Below are 21,102 nucleotides of genomic sequence, written 5' to 3'. Positions count from 1 at the left end.
CCGCCCTCCCACTGCCAGGTCACGCCGTGTCGGCGGTCCATGCGTGGGACATGCCCGCCGCCACGGGAATCGGCCGGTGTGCGGCGAGGGCTCGGTCGAGGTCGGCCATCAGGTCCTCCGGGTCCTCAAGCCCGATGGAGAGCCTGAGCAGGCCGGCGGCCGGGCGGGCCTCCGGGGCGACGGGCCGGTGCGTCAGCGAGGCCGGGTGCTGGATCAGCGAGTCGACGCCGCCCAGGGACACCGCGTGGGTGAAGAGGCTGACCGCCGAAGTGGCGTGCACCGCCTGTTCGTAGCCGCCGCGGAGGTCGACGGAGATCATCGCGCCCGTGCCCTTCAGCTGTCGGCCGAGCAGCCCCTGCGGGTCTCCGTCGAGCCCGGGGTAGTGGACGCGGGCGACGCTCGGGTGGGTCGTCAGCCATGCGGCGACGCGCTGGGCGTTCGCCTGCTGGGCCCGTACCCGAACAGGAAGCGTGGCGAGTCCGCGGTGCAGGAGATAGGCGCCCAGCGGGTGCAGCAGACCGCCGGTGACCGCGCGGACCCGGCGCAGTGCGGCCGCCTGCTCCTCGCCGCAGGCGATGACTCCGGCGATGACGTCGCCGTGCCCGCCCAGGTACTTGGTCGCGCTGTGCAGGACCATCGCCGCACCCAGGTCGAGAGGATTCTGCAGGACGGGCGTCGCGAACGTGTTGTCGACGAGGACCGGAACGCCCTGGGCGGCCTCGACGACGGCACGGATGTCGACGAGTTCGAGGGTCGGATTGGCGGGCGTCTCCAGCACGATCATCGCCGTGTCGGGACGGATGGTGGCGGCGACGTCCGGCGCCGAGCAGTAGCTCACCTCCGTACCGAGGAGGCCCGAGGCCAGCAGATGGTCCGTGCCGCCGTAGAGAGGGCGGACGGCCAGGACATGGCGGCGGCCGGTCTCCTTCACGGTCGCCAGGATCGCCGCGGTCATCGCCGCCATGCCCGAGGAGAACGCCACGGCGGCCCGGGCGTGCTCCATCTGGGCCAGCGCCGACTCGAACCGCGCCACGGTCGGGTTCCAGAGCCGCGCATAGACGGCTCCGCCGTCCGCGGTGGGCGTCCCTCCGCCCGCCATGGCCTCGTAGGACAGCCCGCCCCCCTCGATGTCCGGCAGCGGATTGGTCGACGACAGGTCGATGGGAAGGGCGTGGACGCCGAGCTCTGTCAGGTCCTCACGGCCGGCGTGGACGGCCAGGGAGTCGAGTTGCAGATACGACGAGGTCATGGCCCAGATGGTGAGGCGATCCACAACACTGTGCAAGAGTCATTGTGGAACCCCTGGCCGAACACTCATATTGATGTGGATTCGCCAAGAGGAGGGTTCATGGCAGGCCAGCAGCTGAAGAAAACACAACCCGCCGCCGCGGGGCTCGACGGCACCGACCTGGCCATCCTGGTCGCGCTCGTGGAGGACGGCCGGATGACCAACGCCGCGCTCGCGGCCCGGGTGGGTGTGGCGGAGTCGACCTGCGCATACCGAGTCCGCGCGCTGCGGGAGTCCGGTGTCATCACGAGCATCAACGCCCGGCTCGACCTCGGCGCACTCGGCCACCCGATCCACGCCGTCATCAAGGTCCGCCTCGGCAGCCACAGCCGCGAACACGTCCGCACCCTCTACGACCGGCTGGTCGACGTGCCGGGAGCCCTGACGGTGTGGCACGTCGGCGGCGACGACGACTTTCTCCTGCATGTGGCCGTGGCGAGCCCGGAGGAGCTGCGAGACCTCATCCTGGAGCACGTGACGGTTCACCCGATGGTGCGGCAGACCGAGACCCAGCTGGTGTTCGAGGTCCGCGACGGCCGCGGCGTGCTGCCTCGGTGAACCGGGCTACCGCGGGTCCGGTGGTTGCCAGGTGCCGTGCGTGGAGAGGCCTCCCTCGGCGATGACGACGGGCGATGTGGCGCCGGCCGACCGCTGCGGCGCACCCTTGCTCACCGACAGCACCCGACCGGTGTTGTTGCGTGGGAGGTATTTCCTCACAGGCAAGCGACCGCTTAGTATGCGATGGACCCCGGTCAGACAGAGCAGTCCCTGGAGGCACCGCATGCAGGCATGGCAAGTGCACGAGAACGGCGAGCCGAGTGAGGTGATGCGGCTCGAGGAGGTGGAGCGGCCCGCCCCCGGCGACGGCCAGGTGCTGCTGAAGGTGCGTGCCGCGAACATCAACTTCCCGGACGTGCTGATGTGCCGGGGCCACTACCAGGTGCGCCCGCCGCTGCCGTTCACGCCGGGCGTGGAGATCTGCGGGGAGACCGAGGACGGGCGGCGGGTCATCGCCAACCCCGCCCTGCCCCACGGCGGTTTCGCGGAGTACGCCCTCGCGGACGCCGCCACCCTGCTGCCCGCGCCCGACTCCCTTGACGACGCCGAGGCCGCCGCCCTGCACATCGGCTACCAGACCGGCTGGTTCGGTCTGCACCGTCGCGCTCACCTGGAAGCAGGCGAGACGCTGCTCGTCCACGCTGCCGCAGGAGGGGTCGGCAGCGCGGCCGTGCAGCTCGGCAAGGCGGCCGGGGCGCGGGTCATCGGGGTCGTCGGCGGCGCCGACAAGGTGGCCGCGGCCAGGGAGTCGGGCTGCGACGTGGTCATCGACCGCAAGAGCGAGGACGTCATCGCCGCCGTCAAGGAGGCCACGGGCGGCCGCGGCGCCGACGTCATCTACGACCCCGTCGGCGGCGAGGCCTACGCCCAGTCGACCAAGGTCGTCGCCTTCGAGGGCCGGATCGTGATCGTCGGCTTCGCCAGCGGGGTCATCCCCAGCCCGGGGCTCAACCACGCCCTGGTGAAGAACTACTCGATCCTCGGCCTGCACTGGGGCCTGTACGGCACCAAGAACCCGAAGCTGATCGCGCACTGCCACGAGCAGCTCACCGAGCTGGCCGCCCGGGGCGCCATCAAGCCACTGGTCAGCGAGCGCGTGCCGCTGGCCGGGGCCGCGGCCGCCGTGCAGCGTGTCGCCGACGGCGTGACCACCGGCCGGGTGGCCGTCCTGCCGTCCCTGGAGAACGGAGCCACCGCATGACCGACGCAGCCGAACTGCGCAGCCGCACACAGGAGTTGCTGGCGGCCCACCCACCGGCGACCACCGACCGCCTGGACTTCCTGGGGGCCCGCTTCGACGCGGGTCTGGCCTGGGTGCACTACCCGGAGGGCCTCGGCGGACTGGGCGTGCCGCGCTCCCTGCAAGCCGTCGTGGACGCCGAGCTGGAGGCCGCCGGCGCCCCCGACAACGACTCGCGCCGCAACGGCATCGGGCTCGGCATGGCCGCCCCGACGATCCTCAAGTACGGCACCGAGGAGCAGAAGCAGCGCTATCTGCGGCCCCTGTGGATCGGCGAGGAGGTCTGGTGCCAGCTGTTCAGCGAGCCCGGCGCCGGCTCCGACCTCGCAGCCCTCGGCACCCGGGCCGTCCGGGAGGGCGACGAATGGGTCGTCAACGGGCAGAAGGTGTGGACGTCCGGCGCGCACAACGCCCGCTGGGCCATCCTCATCGCCCGCACCGACCCGAACGTGCCCAAGCACGCGGGCATCACGTACTTCATCTGCGACATGACCGACCCCGGCGTCGATGTGCGTCCGCTGCGGCAGATCACCGGTGAGGCCGAGTTCAACGAGGTGTTCCTCACCGACGTCCGCATCCCCGACTCCCGCCGCCTCGGCGAGATCGGCGACGGCTGGCGGGTCGCGCAGACCACCCTGAACAACGAGCGTGTCGCCATCGGCGGCATGCGGCTGCCCCGCGAGGGCGGCATGATCGCCCCGGTCGCCAAAACCTGGCGCGAACGCCCCGAGCTGCGCACTCACGACCTGCACCAGCGGCTGCTGAAGCTGTGGGTGGAGTCCGAGGTCGCCCGGCTCACCGCCGAACGCCTGCGCCAGCAGCTCGTCGCCGGTCAGCCCGGCCCCGAGGGCGCCGGCATGAAGCTCGCCTTCGCCCGCCTCAACCAGGAGATCAGCGGCCTGGAGGTCGAACTCCTCGGCGAAGAGGGCCTGTTGTACGACGACTGGACCATGCGCCGCCCCGAACTGGTGGACTTCACCGGCCGCGAGGCCGGCTACCGCTACCTCCGTGCCAAGGGCAACAGCATCGAGGGCGGGACCAGCGAGGTCCTGCTGAACATCGTCGCCGAACGCGTCCTGGGCCTCCCGTCCGAGCCGCGCACCGACAAGGACGTCGCATGGAAGGACCTGACCCGATGACAACACGGCGCGCACAGCCCGATCTTCTCTACTCCGAGGAGGAAGAGGCGCTGCGGTCCGCCGTACGGGACCTCCTCGCCGACCACTGCGACGCCCCCGGCGTCATCGCGCGCACCGAGTCCGACGCCCCGCACGACCTCGCCGCCTGGAAGGCCCTCGCCGACGGCATGGGCCTGGCGGGCCTGCTGGTGCCCGAGGCGCAGGGCGGCCAGGGCGCCACGCACCGCGAAGTCGCCGTCGTACTGGAGGAGCTGGGGCGCGCGGTCGCCGCCGTGCCCTACCTCACCAGCGCCGTCGTCGCCACCGAGGCCCTGCTGGAGTGCGGGGACGAGGAACTGCTCGGGCAGCTGGCCTCCGGGCGGGCCATCGGCGCGCTCGCGGTCGCCCTGCACCGCGCCCCCGGCACCGCCTTTCCCGCCGTACGACTGGAGAACGGCACCCTGCACGGGGAGCTGACCGGCATCGCGGACGCGGCGGTGGCCGACGTGCTGCTCGTACCGGCCGAGGACGGCGGGCTGTACGCGGTGGACGCCTCCGAGGCCACCGTCACCCCTCAGGTGTCCTTCGACCTCACCCGGCCGCTCGCAAGCGTCACCCTGAACGGGGCGCGGGCGCGCAGGCTCGGTGACGCCGAGCCCGCCGTACGACGTGCCCTGCGGTCCGCGGCCGGGCTGCTCGCCTCCGAGCAGTTCGGGCTCGCCGACTGGGCGTTGACGGAGACGGTGCGCTATCTGAAGGAGCGCAAGCAGTTCAACCGGCCCGTCGGCGGCTTCCAGGCGCTCAAGCACCGCCTCGCCCAGTTGTGGCTGGAGGTCGTCAACCTCCGCGCCGCCGCCCGCAACGCGGCAGACGCGCTCGCCACCGGAGAGGATGTCGAGGTGGCGGTGGCCGTGGCGCAGGCATACGCGGCGCCGGTCGCGGTGCACGCCGCCGAGGAGGCGCTCCAGCTGCACGCCGGCATCGGTATGACCTGGGAGCACCCGATCCATCTGAACCTCAAGCGGGCCAAGGCCGACTCGATCGCCTACGGCACGGCCGGCGCCCACCGGTCCGCCGTGGCCGAACTGGTCGACCTCCAGGCACCCTGACGCCCCCTGACCTTCACCCGGTGAAGCCCGCCCCACCTGGGGCGGGCTTTTCCATGCCGCCCTGCGGAAGGAGTGAACGGACAACGGCAGTCCGGCCAACTCCTGGCCCGTGCAGGTCCATTGAAGCCGTTTCCGCCCGATACTCCCTGTGGTTCCGACCCGCCCCACAGGGAGGCAGAACATGGCCCTCGTCACCCGCCGCAGAGCCCTCACCGCGTTCGGCGCCACGCTCGCGGCAGTGCTCGCCCCGCCCGCCGGCAGCGCGTTCGCCGGTGAACACAAGCACCGCCCCCCGTTGTGGAACGCCCACGCCCACAACGACTACGAGCATCCGCGCCCCCTCTTCGACGCCCTCGACCACCGCTTCGGCAGCGTCGAGGCCGACATCTTCCTCGTCGGCGACCAACTTCTCATCGGCCACACCCCGGACGACCTCGACCCGAAGCGAACCCTCGAATCCCTCTATCTCGACCCGCTGGCCGCGATCGTGAAGGCCAACCACGGTTCCGTGTACCGGGGCCACCGCAGGCCGCTCCAGCTGCTCATCGACATCAAGACCGAGGGCTCGTCGACCTACCTCGAACTCGACCGGCATCTCCGGCGCTACCAGCACCTGTTCACGACCTACGCCCACGGCCGCGTGCACCCCGGTGCGGTCACCAACGTGATCTCCGGCGACCGTGCCGCCCGTATCCCCATGGAGGCCCAGACCGTACGGCGGGCCTTCTACGACGGCCGGCTCACCGACCTCGGCACCTCGGCGCCCGCCTCCTTCATCCCGCTGATCAGCGACAACTGGCAGCTCAACTTCACCTGGCTCGGAGAGGGCACGTTCCCCGACGCCGAGCGGCAGAAGCTGCGCGCCATCATCGGCCAGGCGCACGCGCGCGGGCAGAAGGTGCGCTTCTGGAACACCCCCGACCTCGCGGGTCCCGCCCGGGACGCCCTGTGGACGGAACTGCTCGCCGCCGGTGTCGACTACTTCAACACCGACGACCTCGCCGGGCTCGAGGTGTTCCTGGACGCCCACCGGGCGGCGTAGACACCACACGTTCGGCGGACAGGTCAGCCGCACGGACGAACCCTCCGCTACGCCACACTTGCGGCCGAACGCCGCGAACCGGAAGTGGCGGCGCAGCGGAGGAGGTTGACAATGGCGATTTCCATCTCAGTGGTGGTGCTGCTGCTGGTCCTGGCGGTGATCTTCACCCGCAACGGCGGACTGAAGATCTCCCACGCCCTGGTGTGCACGCTGCTGGGCTTCTACCTGGCCGGCACGAACATCGCGCCCACCATTCACAGCGGCGTGTCGGCGACGGCGGGCATCGTCAGCAGCCTCCGGCCCTGAGGTTCACGGGCCTGAGGCTGCTGACGCCGTTCATGAGGTGGAGAACACCCCGATGCCGTTCGGGACCGGCCGTTCCGCGTCGCCGGACGGGTGATTGCGTACGGAGACGGCGGTCGCCCCGGGCACGCGGGTGACCAGGGTCGTCGATCCGCCGCCGTCCAGGCTGAAGGCGTCGGTCGAGCCCAAGGCCCGCATGGTGTCGGCCACTTCGGCGATTGTCAGGCCCTTGCGGTAGGCGGGCGCACCGTCCAGTGCGAACAGCAGCAGCCGCTTCCCGCCGTTCGCGATGCCGACGGCCGTGCGCACGGCCCCGGTCGCGTCGTCCAGGCCCGCGAGTGGCTGGCCGCCCTTCAGGACCGGGTAGCCGCCGAGCGCGAAGCCGTACGCCTTCCGGGAGGTGGCGGAGACCAGCCGGTGCGTCACCCTCACCGGCTCGCCCTTGAAGAACTTCCGAAGCCGCTGCGCACCCGCCTCCCGGCCGACGAGCACCGTGGTCCCCGCGGCGATGGCACCCTTGCCGGGAGTGCCGGAGGTGGCGACGACCCGGCCCCGCCGGATCGTCACCTCGTAGGTGTCCGTGCTGCAGGCCGCCGCCCGGTCGGTGTCCGTGCCGCAGGTGGCCCGCACCCGGGAGACGCTGCCCCAGTCGGAGGTGAAGGCCCCGACCGAGTCCTCCGGCAGCGCGTACTGGTTCAGCCCGCCCAGCGGCAGCCGTCCCGCCGGAGTGCGGATCGACCCGGTGAGGGTCAGACGGTCCAGCCGCGCCCTGCGGTCCACGCCCACGCCGAGCACGTCCCGGGTGGTGGTGCCCGGCGGCAGTTCCGGCCCGAAGCGCTGCCCGTCCGGCACCGACGCCTTGAGCACATGCCCGTTCGCGATCGCCGGCCCGTCGGTCGAGCCCGTCACCTCGACACCCGGGTGCTGGGACTCGGAGATGTTGAAGAAGTCGCCGTTGATGCCCGCGACGGCCCCTTGTGCGTCGGCCATCCTGGAGACGGCGGCGCGTGCGGCCACGGCTCCCGGATACAGCAGGCCGAGACGTACGTGCCTGTTGCGCAGGTCCACGGTGAGCAGATGGGCGTGGGTCACGCCCTTGGCGCCCTGGACGTCGAACTGCTTGTAGGTGACTCCCGGCGCGAGTGCGGTGCCGCTCTCCACACCACTGGCCGGTGCCGCCCCCACCAGGGCCGCACCGGCCAGTGCGCCGAATGCCGTGAGAAACGCCAGTGCCGATCTGACCGACGTCCGAACCGTTGCCTCGGATCTGCCTGCTGCGAAACGCTTCTGATGACGCGTCACAGTTCCCCCTGAGGGATCGTCAACTGTCTCGGTCTCAGGGAAGTGCATCAGATCGTGGTGGTCCGCGCGACGGCTATGTGCCGACTACGCGAGAACGAGTGAGAAAACGCACCCCCTCGGGTGCTTCCAGCGAGAAACCGCTGCCGCGGCCTGCTACGACGTCCACGATCAGCCGGGTGTGGCTCCAGACCTCGTACTGGCTGCGCGACATCCAGAACGTCACCGGCTCCGGCACCCCGTCGACCTGCAGCTCCGCGAGCAGCACATCCGAGGCGCCGGTGCGGAACTCGCCCTCCGGGTAGCACATGGGCGCGCTGCCGTCGCAGCAGCCGCCGGACTGGTGGAACATCAACGGGCCGTGCGTGGCGCGCAGCCGGCGCAGCAGGTCGGCGGCAGCGGGGGTGAGTTCGACGCGCGGGGTCTCCTCATGCATGTGGCCCAGGGCAGCACGGGCAAGGTTGCGACAGGGTTGCACGGCCCGGGCGCCGCCGGGGAAGCCCGGCAGTACGACCGAGGCGACGGCCTGACGGGGCAGGTCAGCCCCCGGTCGGGTTCGACGGAGGGCTGAACGGACCGTCCGGCGCCGCATAGCAGCGCAGGGAGACCACCTGGTCCGGCCCCCAGCGCTGCTGCACGACGTCCAGCAACTGCCAGCCCAGGCGCTCGTACAGGGCTGTCGCCGCCGAGTGGGAGTCCACGACGTCGAGCACGGGCCGCAGACCACGCGCCCGCGCCTCCTCGACGGCCCGGTCCAACAACTCGGCACCGAGTCCCTGCCCGCGGGCGTCCGGCGCCACGAACAACCGGCCGACCACGGCGGTGGCTTCGAGGCCGACCCCCGCGCGGGCACCCCACGCCCCGGCCGCCGCGTCCACCTCGGTGGCCCAGGACAGACTGAGATGACCGACCACACGGCCATCCAGTTCGACCACCCAAGCCTCCAGCTGGGATCGCGGGGTCAGCCAATCGGCCGGTCTCGCCGGCCAGTTGACGGGGTAGCCGCTGTGCCGGTGGACCGCTGCCAGGATCTCCACGCAGCGTTCCAGGTCATGGTCGGTCCGCCGCCGGATGCGCGGCTCGTAGGTCTTCATGATCGTCCAGTATTACGGCCGGGCGGCGACCGCGGGCACGTTGTGCCCCTCCACGCGAAGCCTCGGCCTCGTCGATCCCAGCGCGCCGTCCGGCTCGACGGCCATGACGCCCCGCAGCGCCGAACGCACGGGCCCGGGTGGTCGTCAGGAACTCGCCGTCGTCGCCGGGTGAGGCACCCGAGCAGTCGCTCGGGTGCCTCACCCTGTGCGGCGGAGGTCAGTTCAGGACCTTCTGCCTGACGACGATGTGACCGGCGTCGGGGTTGAGGCTGCCGCCGAGCCGGCTGAAGGCTCCGTCGGTCAGATCCAGGCACTTGGGTTCCTGCTTCGTGTGCTTGAACGTGCCGCGGTCGTTGATCCGCACAACCAGGGACTTGCCGTTGGCCACGTTGGTCACCTTCACCCTGGTGCCGAACGGCAGCTGAGGATGACGGCTGAGCGAAGTCGCCGCGGTGTTCTTGCTGTTGTCGAAGATCTCGCCGTTGGACGTGGTGCTGCCCGCGGGTATCGGGCCGTAATGCGTCGCCCAGCACTTCTTGTGGTGGGCCTGCGCGGAGTCGGGCGCGGCCGAGCTCGCCGGAGCGAGGGCGACCATCAGGGTCAGTGCGGCTGCTCCGGCCGCGACGGAGGCGGGCAGGATCCGCTTGCTCATGTTCTTGGCCTCATTTCTCTTGATTTCTCTTGTCGTCGGACAGGAGAGGGAAAGCATCGGGACGGGGTGAGGGCTTTGTTCAACCCGCAGAGCGATAGGCGGCGCCCACCCTGTTGGCCTGCGCACCGTGGTAAAGGCCGGAGCCGTCGCCGCGGCTGGTGGAGAGGGTGAACCACGCGTAGCGCCGGACGTAGGGCAGGTGCTGGAGCATGGCCGTCGACTTCTTCACGAATTCCGCCTGCTGCGCCTTGGCCGGATAGCGCGGGGTGCCGGACGAGAAGTCGATCAGGGCGTATTCGGTGAGCCAGACCGGCTTCTTGTAGCGCTTGTGCACGGCCTCGATGTAGCTGCGCAACTGGGCCGTCGCCCGCTGGGAGTTGAAGTCCGCGCCGTACCAGTGCAAGGGGATGAAGCCGACCTTGTAGTGGCGGGCGGCGGCGCCCTTCATGAACCGGTCCAGCCAGCCGCCGGCGACATCGCCGCCGGTGGCCACCGCGGGAGCGCCGAGCCGCATACCGGTCGACTGCAGCCGGGGCCACAGGTCGAGCGCCTGCTTCACGGTCATGTGCGCCTGATCGGCACGGTCGGGCTCGTTGAAGCCGAGCAGGGTGTTGCCCTGCCTCTTGGCCCGGCCCAGCTCCGCATTGGTCACGGAACCCACGTCATGGATCATGGGCACGAACTCGACGCCGCGCGGAGCCTTGATCCCGCCCCTGCTCGAGGACCAGGTGTAGAACCAGCCCACGTTCGAGTTCGCGAGCGCCTTCGTGACGCCGTGGAACTTCCAGGCGCTGATGCCTTTCTTCTTTGCCGCGGCGGCGGAGTCGGCGGCCGTGGTGGCGGAATGACTTCCGGTCGCCACCGCCGTGGCCGCACCGCCCTGGCCGCCGGCCAGGAGGACGGACGACAGCACCAACGGAAGGGCGAGGGCGCGAATCATTCGCATGACGTCTCCCTCGTCAGCAGCTGAGGTGCCGGCCGGCGCCGACGTGGAGCATCCTGGTGAACTTCTTGTACTTCGCGATCCGGTCCTGCATCTCGGCCTGGTTGGCGCCGTTGCACTCGAGGCCGCCGTTGATGCTGCGGATGGTCTCGCCGAAGCCACCGCTCTTGACCATCGCGTGGTGCGGCGTCATGGTGCCGGGACCGGACTGGGTCATCCAGTACCAGAGCGCGAGCTTCCAGGTCACGGTGGAGTTCTTCGCCGCGAGGTCCGGGTGGTGCAGCAGGTCGACGTGGAACGCGTCGCCGGCGGCCTTGTAGTTGTAGTTCCAGCTGATCTGGAGCGGGCCGCGGCCGTGGTACGCGGACTGGCCGGCCGGGCAGCCGTACGGCTCGTCGGCGCAGTAGGTCGGCCAGTTGGCCTTGTTCTGCTCGTTGATGTAGATCAGCCCGCTGGTCTCGTGGCTGACGTTCGCGAGGAACGCGGCGGCCTCACGCTTCCGCGTGTTCTCGTTGCCCGTGTGCGCGAAGGCCGGGAACGCCTTCATCGCCTTGACCAGGCCCTTGTACGTGTAGAGCTTCTTGTGGTGCGGGAACATCTTGTTGTACTGCGCCTTGCTGACGACGAAGCCGCCCCTTTGCTCGGCGGCAGATGCCGTGGTGGCGCTCAGATTGATTGTGGAGATCGCTATCAGTACGGCGGTGAGCACGGCGTAGAAGGCACGTAGCTTTCGCATTCGGGAAACTCCTTGGAGTAAAGGCGGGTTGCCCATCGGCAATCCGGAGATGACGCTATCTGTCGCCGCCCGGCGAAAAGGGTCAGAAATTGCTGGGGGAGCGGCAGTTGTTGCTCGCAATGGCAGTCGGCTTCGGAGCGATTTCGGTCCGGACTACCAGAAGGTCACGACGAGGCCCTTGCACTTGCTGCACTGCCGCATCGTCTTGTTGCCGGTCTCCGTGTCCTGCTTGGACCAGGCGTATGACTTGGGGCAGTGCTTCTTGATGGCATCGCTGTAGCCGGACGGCACATCCCGGCTCGGGTTCACGCACAGCACCGTCTTCCCGGCGGAGTTGTGCACCCGGTCCGTCCTGGGGCAGTAGCGAAGCAGGTCCTTCCGGCAGCCCTGCTTCGAGCACGGACCGTTCTTGGTGGTCTTCTCGGCGCCCTTGGGCGCGATCGTGACCGGCAGTGAGAAGGCGTTGACGTAGCTGACGTCGTACCAGGGTGCCTGGGAGTCCCTCTTGTCGAAGTTGAACTCGGCCAGGCTGACGGGCGCTTCACCCGTGACGCAGCGCTTGGCGAACTTTCCGCAGTCCCCGATGGCGCAGTGGAACGTACTCCCCGACTTGCCCGAACATCCCTGGCGGGCAAAGAACTTGCCGCGCCAGTGGTGCGGCGACTTGTTCTCCGGAATCGTCACTGTCGCCGACTGTCCGGGCTTGAGAACGGGCAGCGACTTCAGATTCTTCGAATTGCCGTCGGGCTCGCCCTTGTTGGCGATGCTGCCGATCCACAGCTTCTTTCCGGACCGGTTGACGAACGTCACCGTGTGGGCACCGGCCACCGCACGGGCGGCAGGCGCAGTTGCCGGGGCGGTGGGCGCGGCGGCCGGCGCTGCGGCGGCGGTGGGCACGATGCGGGAGGCGTCGGCCCCGGCGCCGGGCGCGGCTCCGGCGCCCGCGACGACCGGCATGACACACAACACGGCCGCGAGCAGCAACTCACGGAACCTCTTCATCTGGTACTCCCTCGGTGGTCGCTTGCCGAACGCAAGAGCGGGTGCGGGTGTGTCAGAACGGGGTCAGCGTCAGATGCATGTGCCGGGGCCTGGGGTCCTCGATGTAGGAGGCCCAGTCGGCGACGTCGTCGAAGGCGAAGCCGTAGGCCTTGCCGTTGGTGGTCGCGGCGTGGATGGCCTTGGCGTAGTGGTTGGTGACGGCGGTGTCGTAGAAGGCGGCCGCGTGGGTGACGGGCTGCTGGTGATGGCTCAGCAGCGTCGAGCGGTTGAACGCGGCGCCCAGGGCGGCGGCCACGGGGCCGGTGGTCCCGTCGTTGGGGGCGGCGAGCGCTCCGTCGCAGAAGAGCACGTCACGGGTGGAGGGCTTGGCGAACGACACCGATGCCGGACCGGTGAACGTGAGCCTGTGGTCCCGTACCCGGCCGGTGAAGGTGCCGGCGTTCGTCCTGACGACGAGGTTCTTGTTCCCGTAGGTGTGCCAGACCTTGTCGATGTAGTGGTCGAAGTAGTGCTGGGGGAAGCGGCCCGCGTCGAGGCCGTGGCTCGGGGCGATGACGCGCCGGTCTCCCACGACGAGGCGCGAGAAGTCCTGGTTGTTGCGCAGGGTGTGGAAGACGCGGGCGCGGCCGCCGTCGGGCAGCCTGCCGGTGCTGTGGTTCTTCGCTCCGTTCAGCTGGATCATCATCGGCACGCTGAACATGTCGACCATGGTGGTGTTGCAGTGCATGCCGGACGCGTCGCGGGTGAACTCCACGAAGTCGTGCAGCACGGGGTAGTTGGGGTCGGACTCCACCCAGCCGGCCGGCTGCTGCAGACCGATCCTGCCGTCGGCGCCCCTGACGGCCTTGAACTTCAGCTTGTGGCCCAGCGCGACGTAGATCCGGCCGGACATGAACGGCAGCCGTAGCGTGGTCTTTCCCCGGGCGGCCAGCGGGATGGCGTAGTCGGTGAAGCCGCCCGCGTGGTTGTCGGACAGCTTGACGGGGGCCAGAGTGCCGCGCCGGGTGACCCGCACCTGCCGGTCCCCCTTGCTGCCCACGATGTACAGGTGGACCGAGCCGTTGGCGAAGTCGCCGCTGTTGTTGACTACCGTCAGCGGCAGGCCGTGAGCGGCCGCGGCGGCCAGTTCGTCGTCGGAGCCGGCGGCCTGACCCGAGTCGGCGAAGGCGCGCGGGGCGGCGGAGGCGAGCGCGGATCCGGCGACGGCGGCACTTGCCATCGAGGTGAGCAGCCTGCGGCGGGTGAACGGGTGGGAGTCGGGCGAGTTCATACAGGGGTTCCTCTCTCCTTGCGCCGTGCGTGACCAAGCACGGACGGAAAACGGTGGGGAACGGGCGCGCATACGGCGCCACTTGGAATCCGGCGGGATGGGGCCGGCGTACGGCCGGGGTCCGGCCGACGCCCACAACTGTCCCCAGGCGTCGGCCGGTTCACCTCCGGCGGGAGAAGACGTTACGCAGGGTGAATTTTTCCGCCAAGCGGTGACAGAAATGACATGTCAAGAAACCGTGAGGGCCGCGTCACACCGGCGGATGACCGGACCGGACCGGCGGACCGCCACACCGGGCGCCCACAGAATTCCCACAAGAACGGCCCCTAGCTTCTCGCGCCACGGGAGGACGGGCTGACCTCCGTCCGCCCATGTCACAGCTGTGATCAAAGAGGGGAAACGCTTTCCGCCATGCTGACTTTGACGACACGTGCCGCCACCGCACACGAGGCCCTGGTGCTGCGTCTGCTGCGTGAGCACGGTCCGTTGACCCGGGCAGAGTTAGGGGCCCTGTGCGGTCTGTCCCGCACCACGCTCTACGACGTCGTCGGGAGGCTCATGGACGACGGCACAGTGCTGGCGTCGGTACCGGCCGCGGCTCGCCGCAAGCGGGGCCGCCCTGCGGAGGTGCTGAGCCTGAATGCGGGGTCCGGCCGGCTGCTCGGCATCGAGTTCGCGCGGCGGGCGGTGCGGGTGGCCGTGATGGACGCGGCCCACGAGATCGTCGGCAGTGCGGGCGAGCCGCACGGTCCCGACACCCCGTGGCAGGCCCGCATCGACCTCGCGTGGCGGCTGGCGGACACGCTGAGCGGCGGGACACTGCGCCCGGGCGAGCTGAACGGCGTCGGCGTCGGAGTGGTCGGCCCCGTCGGTCCGGTCGGCCTGCCGGGCCGCAGTCCGCGCTGGGCGCCTGCGCACGACACGGTGGCGGCGCTGGTGCGCGAGCGCTTCGGCGCACCCGCACTGGTCGACAACAACACCCGCCTGGCGGCACTGGCGGAGACGCTGTGGGGTGCGGCCGCGAGTGAACAGAACGTGCTGTACCTGCGGTTGTCGCACGGCGTCGGCGGCGGCCTTGTGCTGGCCGGCGCCCTGCACCGCGGCGCCCACGGCGTCTCCGGAATGTTCGGCCACATCACCGTGGACCCGCGCGGCGCGCGATGCGAGTGCGGCGCCACCGGCTGTCTGGAGACGGTGGCCTCGGTCGGGGCCGTGCTGGAGGCCTGCCGCGCCGCCGGGTGCGCGGTGGCGGATGTGCCGGAGCTGGTGGCCGCGCTCAAGTCGGGCGACCGGAACGCGCAGACGGTCGTGGCCCGGGCGGGCGGGCACGTGGGCCGAGTGCTGGCCGACGTGTGCCATGCCGTGGGCCCTGGTGCGATCGTTCTGGGCGGCGAACTGGTCGAGGCCGGTCCCACCCTGATGGAGCCCATCGAGCGCGCGTTGAACACGCAGGCGGCGCGCCGTTCATGTGGGCGGCCGAGGGTGCTTGCGGCCGGACTCGGTGACGCCGGCACCGCCCTCGGCGCCATCGCCCTGCTTCAGCAGCAGGCATCGACGGCACCAAGGGGGTGACGGGGTGGCGTCAGCTGTTGGTGCAGCCGAAGGACTACGAGTGGCCGGCGCTCCAGCAGCTGCCGCCACGGCAGTTCTCAAGCCGGGTCAGCGCGTCGTGCAGCTTGGCGAGGCGGGACCTGCTCAGCCGGCCGGCGATGTTGTGCAGCTCGTCGGGGTCGGTGCGGAGGTTGTAGTACTCCTTCGCGCCGCTGTCGTACTCGACGTAGGTGTACGAATCGGTGCGCATGGCATGGTAGTTCGGCGGGCTGACGCTCTCCGTGCCGTGGTTGTCGGGGTCGCCCGGCGACTTCTTGGCGTGGCGGTGCTCGATCAGGTTGGCCGTGCGCCAGCCCGAGTCCGATCCGCCGTCCAGGAGCGGGAGCATGCTGTGACCGTCCACCCGGGACGACACCGCGGCGCCGCCGATCTGCTGGAAGGTGGGTGCGAAGTCGATGTTCGAGACCTGGGCGTGGCTTGTCCGTCCGGCGGCGACATGGGGGCCGGCGATCACCAGGGGCACGCGCACGTCGGTGTCGAAGGCCGTCTGCTTGCCCGCCTTGAGCCGGTACTCACCCAGGTGGAAGCCGTTGTCGGAGCTGAAGACGACGTAGGTGTTGTCGGCGACGTGGGCCCTGCTCAGGCTCTGGCGCAGCTTGCCGAGCATTTTGTCGACCGCCTGCAACGACTGTGCGCGCTTGCGGAACTTCTTGTCGATCGTGTTCTTCTCGCTCTGGGTCAGCGGGTTCTGCCGGGCCAGCCACGGCGGGGCGTTGGTGGGCAGCTTGTCGAAGGCGGGGCCCTGCGGCGCCGTCAGGCCCGGGAAGTCCTTCTTGTCCCGCCGGGCCGGCCGGGACGGACCGTGCGGTGTGAAGAGGGCGACCTCCAGCATGAACGGCTTGTTCGCCGCTGCGGACTTCTTGATGAACGACTGGCCCTTCTTGTTGAGCACGTCGGTCAGGTAGTCCTTGTTCTTCTTCCCGTGCGGTTCGATCGTGTGGTTGTGGGCGAGCTTGTACTTGTACTCCGGGTAGCCGTTGCCGACGACATCCCACTGGCTCCAGCCCGGCGGCACGTACGGCTGCTGGCCGTCGACGGTCGCCTTGGGGTCGTAGCCGTTGAGGTACTTGCCCATCATCGCGGTGCGGTAGCCCTTGGCCTTCAAGGCAGTCGCGAAGGTGTCCCGCTCAAGTCCGTTCTTGTGGAAGGCGTCGAAGCCGCCGCTCGGCCCGTCGTTGCCGAGGACTCCGGTGTTGTGCGGGTACTCGCCGGTGAAGATGGACGAACGCGACGGGCAGCACAGCGAGTTGCTCACCACGTAGTCGCTGAACGACGTGCCCTGCGACTGCAGTTTCTGCACCTCGGGCATGTACGGCAGGAGATTCGAGGACATGTCGTCGGTGAGCACGAAGACGATGTTCGGTCGTTGCGCGGCGGCTGCGGCCGGCTGTGTCGGGGACGTGGTGGCTGCGCTTGTCGTGGTGGTGGCCTCGGTTGAGGTGGTGGCGTCGGTCGTCGCCGCGCTCACTCCGCTCTGGGCGGCGAAGAGCAGCGCCACCACCCCGGCCATTCCTTTCAGCAATTGACGAGTGCGAATCATGCCGGAAGCGTGTCAGCATGATTCCGTGCCGGTCAATATCGGATTGCCTCTCGTCAAATTATTCTGGAACGAGGCCGATTAATCCGGCACGGCCGCCTTGCGACCGCCACCTGCGTGCCTGAATTCTCGATGCAGTACTTGCGCCGAGAGCAGTAGGTGACCGGGAGAGGGGAACCGGGCGTTGGACGTGGTCAGCGGGGTGGGTGGCCGAACATGGCGCTGCCTTCAGGTGCGGAAGAAGACGTTTCAGAGGGGTGTCCACCGTCGTCGTCGGGAATTACCCTGAACGCACATGTGAGCGGCCTTCTGGGAATTCGCGGGGGAGGCGACGAGGCTGCCGTCAAAGAGACGTTGCCGCTGCCCGACGACGTGTGCGTCATCCCTCCGGGGCTGAGCCGGACGCTGGTCGTCGAACCCAAGGGGGACGAGCCCGCGACGATCGCCTCGCTCACCGTCTCGGTCGAGACGCTGCACCGGTTCGTCGGTGAGGACGACCTGCGCTCGCACCTCTCTCATCTGCGCGAAAGGTATCCGGCGGTGCGGTTCGACCCGGTCCTCGCGGCGATGGTGAAGGCGGTCGCGGCCGCGAGCGAGGTCGGCGCGGACGACCTGTACGCGCAGTCGGCGGCGCAGTTCATCGCCGCCCATGTGCTCGCGCCGCACACCACCGGCTCGGCGAAGTCGTCCGGTGGGCTGAGCGCGCGGCAACTGGAGACGATTCTGGCCTATATGCGGGAGAACCTCGGGCAACCCGTATCGGTCGACGACCTGGCGTCCCTGGTCTCCTTCAGCCGTTTCCACTTCGTGCGCTGTTTCAAGGCCGCCACCGGATCAACTCCGTACCGCTATCTCACCGAACTCCGCATCGACCTGGCACGCAAGTATCTGGAGAGTGGCAACGACACGATCGCCCGTATCGGCCGGCGCTGTGGCTTCTCCGGTTCGGAGCATTTCTCGCGGAGCTTCCGCCGAATAGTGGGATGTACGCCGTCGCAGTACCGGACGTCGCGTGCCTGAAGTCCGGCGTGATGTGCGGTCGGCGGCGAGGGCGCGCGTGTTCAACAGTGCAAAGGACCTGTCATGAATACCGAATTGCGGGACGGTCTGCGGACCCGAATGCGGGTGATCGCCGAACTCGGCCAGAGGTGCCCGTCGACGGCATGGAGCGTCGCGCTGTCCGCCGCCTTGAAGAGGGTGTGCTCGCCGCTGTTTCCCCAGGAGGTCCGAGAAGTCCTGTGCGCCGACCCTGAGGTGATCGTCTGCGGTTCCACCACGCCGCTGCGAGCCAGAGCAGAGCGGACTGGTTACGGGTTCAGCATCTCAGGACGGTGGCGGGCGACCGCCGGCTGCCAGGAGTCGGTGTGGTCGGTCCTGGCGGTCCCCATGCAGGTGAAGGTACGAGCACGGGGTCAACTCCACCTGAGCTGTGTGGCGTTGGTCTCCACCAGGGACCTCGTCGTCGAACGCACCTCGCCCGCCACCGGCGACACGCTCGTGGCTCAGGACGTGGTGGTGCCCCCGGCCCACGTGGTGATCCCCATGTCCGAAGCAGACAGTGCACCCGGTGCCCTCGCGGCTTCGACGGCGTTGCTCGCCATGGTCGTCGTCACGCTCGCCCCGCTGCTCGGAGCGGCACACGCCGCACAGCGCGCGACGGGGACGAGCTTGTCGGGGGCCGGCTCGGCGACACGACGCGCCTTGCACGTGGCGGACGTTCTCGACGCCCTGCCCGACGCCCACGGGCAGCCCGCCTGCCTCCCCGCGCAGCAACAGGCCCAGTTGTGGGCGGAGTTGGTGTCCGCCGAGCAGGAGTGCCGGGCGGCACTGGAGAAGCTGCTCGATCTGCACTGGGCGGGCGGCCTCGCTCCGGACGTCCCGCTGCGGCGATTCTGGAGGGACGTGGCGGTCATCACGCGTGGGCCCCAGTTCAGCCCCCACACCATCGCGGAGGACTACGGTCGGGTCCTGTTCGGTCCAGGGGCGGCGGACCTGCCGTGGACGTGACCGCCCTCTCCGGACGAGCTCTTTCGACCGTGGCGAAACCGAGGTGTGCATGGCAGGCGAGGCCGGGCGGGTGCTGGTGGTCGACGACGACGCGGCGATACGGCGGTCGCTGGAGCGGGGACTGCGGCTGAGCGGCTTCTCGGTGGCAGTCGCCGACGGCGGGCGCAGGGGCCTGGCGGAGGCACGCGCCGAGCGTCCCGACATCATCGTCCTGGACATCTGCATGCCCGGCTTCCATGGCATCGACGTGTGCCGGGCCCTGCGCGGCGACGGCGACGACGTAGCCGTGCTGATGCTCTCCGCGCTGGACGAGGAGGCCGACCGGGTGGCGGGTCTGCAGGTGGGCGGGGACGACTACCTCGTCAAGCCGTTCGCCCTCCAGGAGTTGGTCCTACGGCTGCACGCCCTGCTGCACCGCCGCCCGCCCGCCGCCACCGGCCACCTTCGCGTCGGCGGCCTCGTACTCGATCGGTCCGCCCGCCAAGCGTCCCTGGACGACCGGCCCTTGGAACTGACGCCGCGTGAGTTCGCGCTGCTGGAGGCCCTGGCCCGCGACGTCAACATCGTGCTCACCCGCGAGCAACTGCTGGACCTGGTATGGGGATACGACTTCCAGGTCCGCGGCGACGCGGTGGACACCTTCGTCAGCCATCTGCGCCGCAAGCTGGAGGAGGGCGGCCGGCCACGGATCCTGCACGCCGTGCCCGGGATCGGCTTCGTTCTGCGCACGGACGGCGAGGTCAGGAAGGCCGGGGACCGAAAGGCCGGGGACCGAGCAGTCGAGGGCGCGTCGTGAAACTGTCCACCCGGATCGCACTCGCGGTCGGCGCGAGCGTGCCCGTGCTGGTGCTTGCCTCCGGCTGGCTGCTGCTGCACCTGGTCAGCGGCGACCTGCGCGCACACCAGGGCGACCAACTGCGCGCCCGCGCGACGGTCGTCGCCAAGAACGCCAAGGCGTACCTGGACGTCGCCGGCACCGACCACCCGCTCCTGGAGCAGGTCCGCCGACGACGCCTGATCAACTCCGCGCGGGACGTGGGCATCCGGCTGACCGGCCCCGGGGACTCCGTCTCGGCAGGCCCGCAGCCGGACCCGTACCCCACCCTGCCCCGCACCGCCCCGAACCCCGTCGCCGTGACCTCCGGCGGCGAGGACTGGCTGGTCCTGTCGCTGCGCGTCGGGGCGGCGAAGCAGGGCACCACCCCGAACCTGTGGCTGCTGTCACCTGACACCGCCGAGGACGAACTGGCGCTGGTGCGCCGACGCGTGCTGACCGGGGCGCTGCTGGCCGCGGTACTCGCCGGTGCGGTCGCCTGGGCGATAGCAGCCCGGGCGGTTCTTCCGTTGCGCCGGCTGCAGCGGCGTACCAGCGGCCTGGACCCCAGAACCAGCCCCGCGCGCCTGGAACACACTCCGACAAGGGTCGCCGAGGTCGACGACTTGGCGTACACGGTGCAGACCGTGCTCGCCCGCTACGACGAGCAGGTCACACGCACCGAGGAGGCGCTGGCCACCTCCCGCGCGTTCGCCGCGACCGCCTCCCACGAACTGCGCACCCCGCTGATGAGCATGCGCACGAACCTCGACATCCTCACCGACCATCCCGGCCTCGATCCCGAGGACCGGGCAGAGGTGCTCGACGATCTCGGGCGTGAACACGCCCGGTTGCTCGGGCTGTTGGTGATGCTGAAGGCGCTCGCGCAGGGCGATCTGATCGAGGCGGACGCGTTCACGTCGCTGGACCTCGCGGAGCTGGTGGACGCGTCGGTCTCCGACCTGCGGCGCACGCACCCCGAAGCGGAGGTGTCCGTACGCACCGCCGGGAGGGTACGGGTCCACGCTTGGGAGCAGGGGCTGCGCTCGGCCGTGGACAACCTGCTGACGAACGCCTGGACCCACGGCCGCGCCGAAGACGGTGTCGCCCGCATCGAGGTGAGCCTGGGCTTGTCGGCCGACCCACGACAGCCGACCGCGCTCCTCACCGTGGACGACCACGGCCCCGGCGTCCCTCCCGAACAGCGCGAGGAGATCTTCCAGCGTTTCCGTCGAGGCCCGGGCAGCCCCGGTTCCGGCCTCGGCCTGACCCTGGTCGCCCAGCAGGTCTCCCTGCACCGGGGCCGGATCACCGTGTCGGACCGCCCCGACGGCCGCCCCGGCACCCGCTTCGAACTCCTCCTGCCCGCCATCGGCGGCCGGGATGTGGAGCACACCCTCCCGCTCCTGCACCGCGACTGGCTGACCGGAACGTCGGAGGAGAGCCGGAACCCTGTGCTCGGTCCGCGTGGCCACTGAC

The 21,102-nt window shown here is 70.0% G+C and carries 22 protein-coding genes; 12 read left to right on the top strand and 10 right to left on the bottom strand.

What is annotated here, in order from left to right; translation table 11 throughout:
* Positions 1–19: 19 nt before the first annotated feature.
* On the bottom strand, positions 20–1,249 hold the full coding sequence (locus ABT254_RS34925; RefSeq protein WP_351479276.1) for a trans-sulfuration enzyme family protein: 1,230 nt from the start codon (positions 1,247–1,249) through the stop codon (positions 20–22).
* A 99-nt stretch (positions 1,250–1,348) separates the two neighbouring features.
* Here ABT254_RS34925 and ABT254_RS34920 point away from each other — a divergent pair, with 99 nt between their 5' ends.
* The 6 genes from ABT254_RS34920 to ABT254_RS34895 all read left to right on the top strand — a co-directional run bounded on the left by ABT254_RS34920 (position 1,349) and on the right by ABT254_RS34895 (position 6,661).
* Positions 1,349–1,846, top strand: coding sequence for an Lrp/AsnC family transcriptional regulator (locus tag ABT254_RS34920; RefSeq protein ID WP_351479273.1), 498 nt, complete (start codon positions 1,349–1,351; stop codon positions 1,844–1,846).
* Between the two features lie 223 nt (positions 1,847–2,069).
* A complete protein-coding gene (locus ABT254_RS34915; protein WP_351479270.1) occupies positions 2,070–3,047 on the top strand; it encodes an NADPH:quinone oxidoreductase family protein in 978 nt (325 codons plus the stop codon).
* Complete coding sequence (locus tag ABT254_RS34910) at positions 3,044–4,225, top strand: acyl-CoA dehydrogenase family protein (RefSeq protein WP_351479267.1); 1,182 nt, start codon at positions 3,044–3,046, stop codon at positions 4,223–4,225. Before ABT254_RS34915 ends, ABT254_RS34910 begins: the two co-directional genes overlap by 4 nt.
* Positions 4,222–5,313: an acyl-CoA dehydrogenase family protein gene (locus tag ABT254_RS34905; RefSeq protein ID WP_351479264.1), complete on the top strand. Its 1,092-nt coding sequence runs from the start codon at positions 4,222–4,224 to the stop codon at positions 5,311–5,313. The genes ABT254_RS34910 and ABT254_RS34905 overlap by 4 nt, the downstream gene beginning before the upstream one ends.
* Before the next feature lie 181 nt (positions 5,314–5,494).
* Positions 5,495–6,355 (top strand): phosphatidylinositol-specific phospholipase C/glycerophosphodiester phosphodiesterase family protein, encoded by an 861-nt coding sequence (locus ABT254_RS34900; protein WP_351479261.1) that lies wholly within the window; start codon positions 5,495–5,497, stop codon positions 6,353–6,355.
* Between the two features lie 111 nt (positions 6,356–6,466).
* Positions 6,467–6,661, top strand: coding sequence for a hypothetical protein (locus ABT254_RS34895; protein WP_351479258.1), 195 nt, complete (start codon positions 6,467–6,469; stop codon positions 6,659–6,661).
* A 30-nt stretch (positions 6,662–6,691) separates the two neighbouring features.
* Here the strand turns inward: ABT254_RS34895 and ABT254_RS34890 are convergent, their stop codons facing one another.
* The 3 genes from ABT254_RS34890 to ABT254_RS34880 form a co-directional block, all read right to left on the bottom strand.
* On the bottom strand, positions 6,692–7,843 hold the full coding sequence (locus ABT254_RS34890) for a phosphodiester glycosidase family protein (RefSeq protein WP_351479255.1): 1,152 nt from the start codon (positions 7,841–7,843) through the stop codon (positions 6,692–6,694).
* Between the two features lie 190 nt (positions 7,844–8,033).
* Entirely contained in the window at positions 8,034–8,393 is a 360-nt protein-coding gene (locus ABT254_RS34885) for a DUF779 domain-containing protein (protein ID WP_351479252.1), read from the bottom strand.
* 103 nt (positions 8,394–8,496) lie between these two features.
* A complete protein-coding gene (locus ABT254_RS34880; protein WP_351479250.1) occupies positions 8,497–9,051 on the bottom strand; it encodes a GNAT family N-acetyltransferase in 555 nt (184 codons plus the stop codon).
* Between ABT254_RS34880 and ABT254_RS34875 the strand changes: the two genes are divergently transcribed.
* Positions 9,050–9,223 carry a hypothetical protein gene (locus tag ABT254_RS34875; RefSeq protein ID WP_351479247.1) on the top strand — a complete coding sequence of 58 codons (174 nt, stop codon included), beginning with the start codon at positions 9,050–9,052 and terminating at the stop codon, positions 9,221–9,223. The two genes, ABT254_RS34880 and ABT254_RS34875, sit on opposite strands and share 2 nt — an antisense overlap.
* A 45-nt stretch (positions 9,224–9,268) precedes the next feature.
* Here ABT254_RS34875 and ABT254_RS34870 read toward each other — a convergent pair whose 3' ends face one another.
* The 5 genes from ABT254_RS34870 to ABT254_RS34850 form a co-directional block, all read right to left on the bottom strand.
* Positions 9,269–9,703: a septal ring lytic transglycosylase RlpA family protein gene (locus ABT254_RS34870; protein ID WP_351479244.1), complete on the bottom strand. Its 435-nt coding sequence runs from the start codon at positions 9,701–9,703 to the stop codon at positions 9,269–9,271.
* Between the two features lie 79 nt (positions 9,704–9,782).
* Entirely contained in the window at positions 9,783–10,649 is an 867-nt protein-coding gene (locus ABT254_RS34865; protein ID WP_351479241.1) for a glycoside hydrolase family protein, read from the bottom strand.
* Positions 10,650–10,662: 13 nt separating this feature from the next.
* Positions 10,663–11,382, bottom strand: a complete 720-nt coding sequence (locus ABT254_RS34860; protein WP_351479238.1) for a chitinase — start codon at positions 11,380–11,382, stop codon at positions 10,663–10,665.
* 153 nt (positions 11,383–11,535) lie between these two features.
* Positions 11,536–12,384, bottom strand: coding sequence for a thaumatin family protein (locus tag ABT254_RS34855; protein ID WP_351479235.1), 849 nt, complete (start codon positions 12,382–12,384; stop codon positions 11,536–11,538).
* Positions 12,385–12,436: 52 nt separating this feature from the next.
* Positions 12,437–13,654, bottom strand: a complete 1,218-nt coding sequence (locus tag ABT254_RS34850; protein ID WP_351479232.1) for a beta-1,3-glucanase family protein — start codon at positions 13,652–13,654, stop codon at positions 12,437–12,439.
* A gap of 411 nt (positions 13,655–14,065) precedes the next feature.
* Between ABT254_RS34850 and ABT254_RS34845 the strand changes: the two genes are divergently transcribed.
* Positions 14,066–15,226, top strand: a complete 1,161-nt coding sequence (locus ABT254_RS34845; protein WP_351479229.1) for an ROK family transcriptional regulator — start codon at positions 14,066–14,068, stop codon at positions 15,224–15,226.
* 34 nt (positions 15,227–15,260) lie between these two features.
* Here the strand turns inward: ABT254_RS34845 and ABT254_RS34840 are convergent, their stop codons facing one another.
* The gene (locus ABT254_RS34840; RefSeq protein ID WP_351479226.1) at positions 15,261–16,805 is read right to left on the bottom strand and encodes a sulfatase family protein; all 1,545 of its coding nucleotides are present in this window, start codon (positions 16,803–16,805) and stop codon (positions 15,261–15,263) included.
* A gap of 294 nt (positions 16,806–17,099) precedes the next feature.
* Between ABT254_RS34840 and ABT254_RS34835 the strand changes: the two genes are divergently transcribed.
* From ABT254_RS34835 to ABT254_RS34820, 4 genes are all read left to right on the top strand, one after another.
* On the top strand, positions 17,100–17,822 hold the full coding sequence (locus ABT254_RS34835; RefSeq protein ID WP_351479223.1) for an AraC family transcriptional regulator: 723 nt from the start codon (positions 17,100–17,102) through the stop codon (positions 17,820–17,822).
* Between the two features lie 63 nt (positions 17,823–17,885).
* Positions 17,886–18,809 (top strand): acyl-CoA dehydrogenase family protein, encoded by a 924-nt coding sequence (locus ABT254_RS34830; protein WP_351479220.1) that lies wholly within the window; start codon positions 17,886–17,888, stop codon positions 18,807–18,809.
* 49 nt (positions 18,810–18,858) lie between these two features.
* Positions 18,859–19,605, top strand: a complete 747-nt coding sequence (locus ABT254_RS34825) for a response regulator transcription factor (protein ID WP_351479217.1) — start codon at positions 18,859–18,861, stop codon at positions 19,603–19,605.
* On the top strand, positions 19,602–21,101 hold the full coding sequence (locus tag ABT254_RS34820) for an ATP-binding protein (protein ID WP_351479214.1): 1,500 nt from the start codon (positions 19,602–19,604) through the stop codon (positions 21,099–21,101). The genes ABT254_RS34825 and ABT254_RS34820 overlap by 4 nt, the downstream gene beginning before the upstream one ends.
* Position 21,102: the final 1 nt, after the last annotated feature.

The sequence above is a fragment of the Streptomyces sp. NPDC001137 genome, from assembly GCF_040298885.1.
Taxonomy (GTDB): Bacteria; Actinomycetota; Actinomycetes; order Streptomycetales; family Streptomycetaceae; genus Streptomyces.
This window is presented reverse-complemented; position numbering and strand designations above follow the sequence as displayed.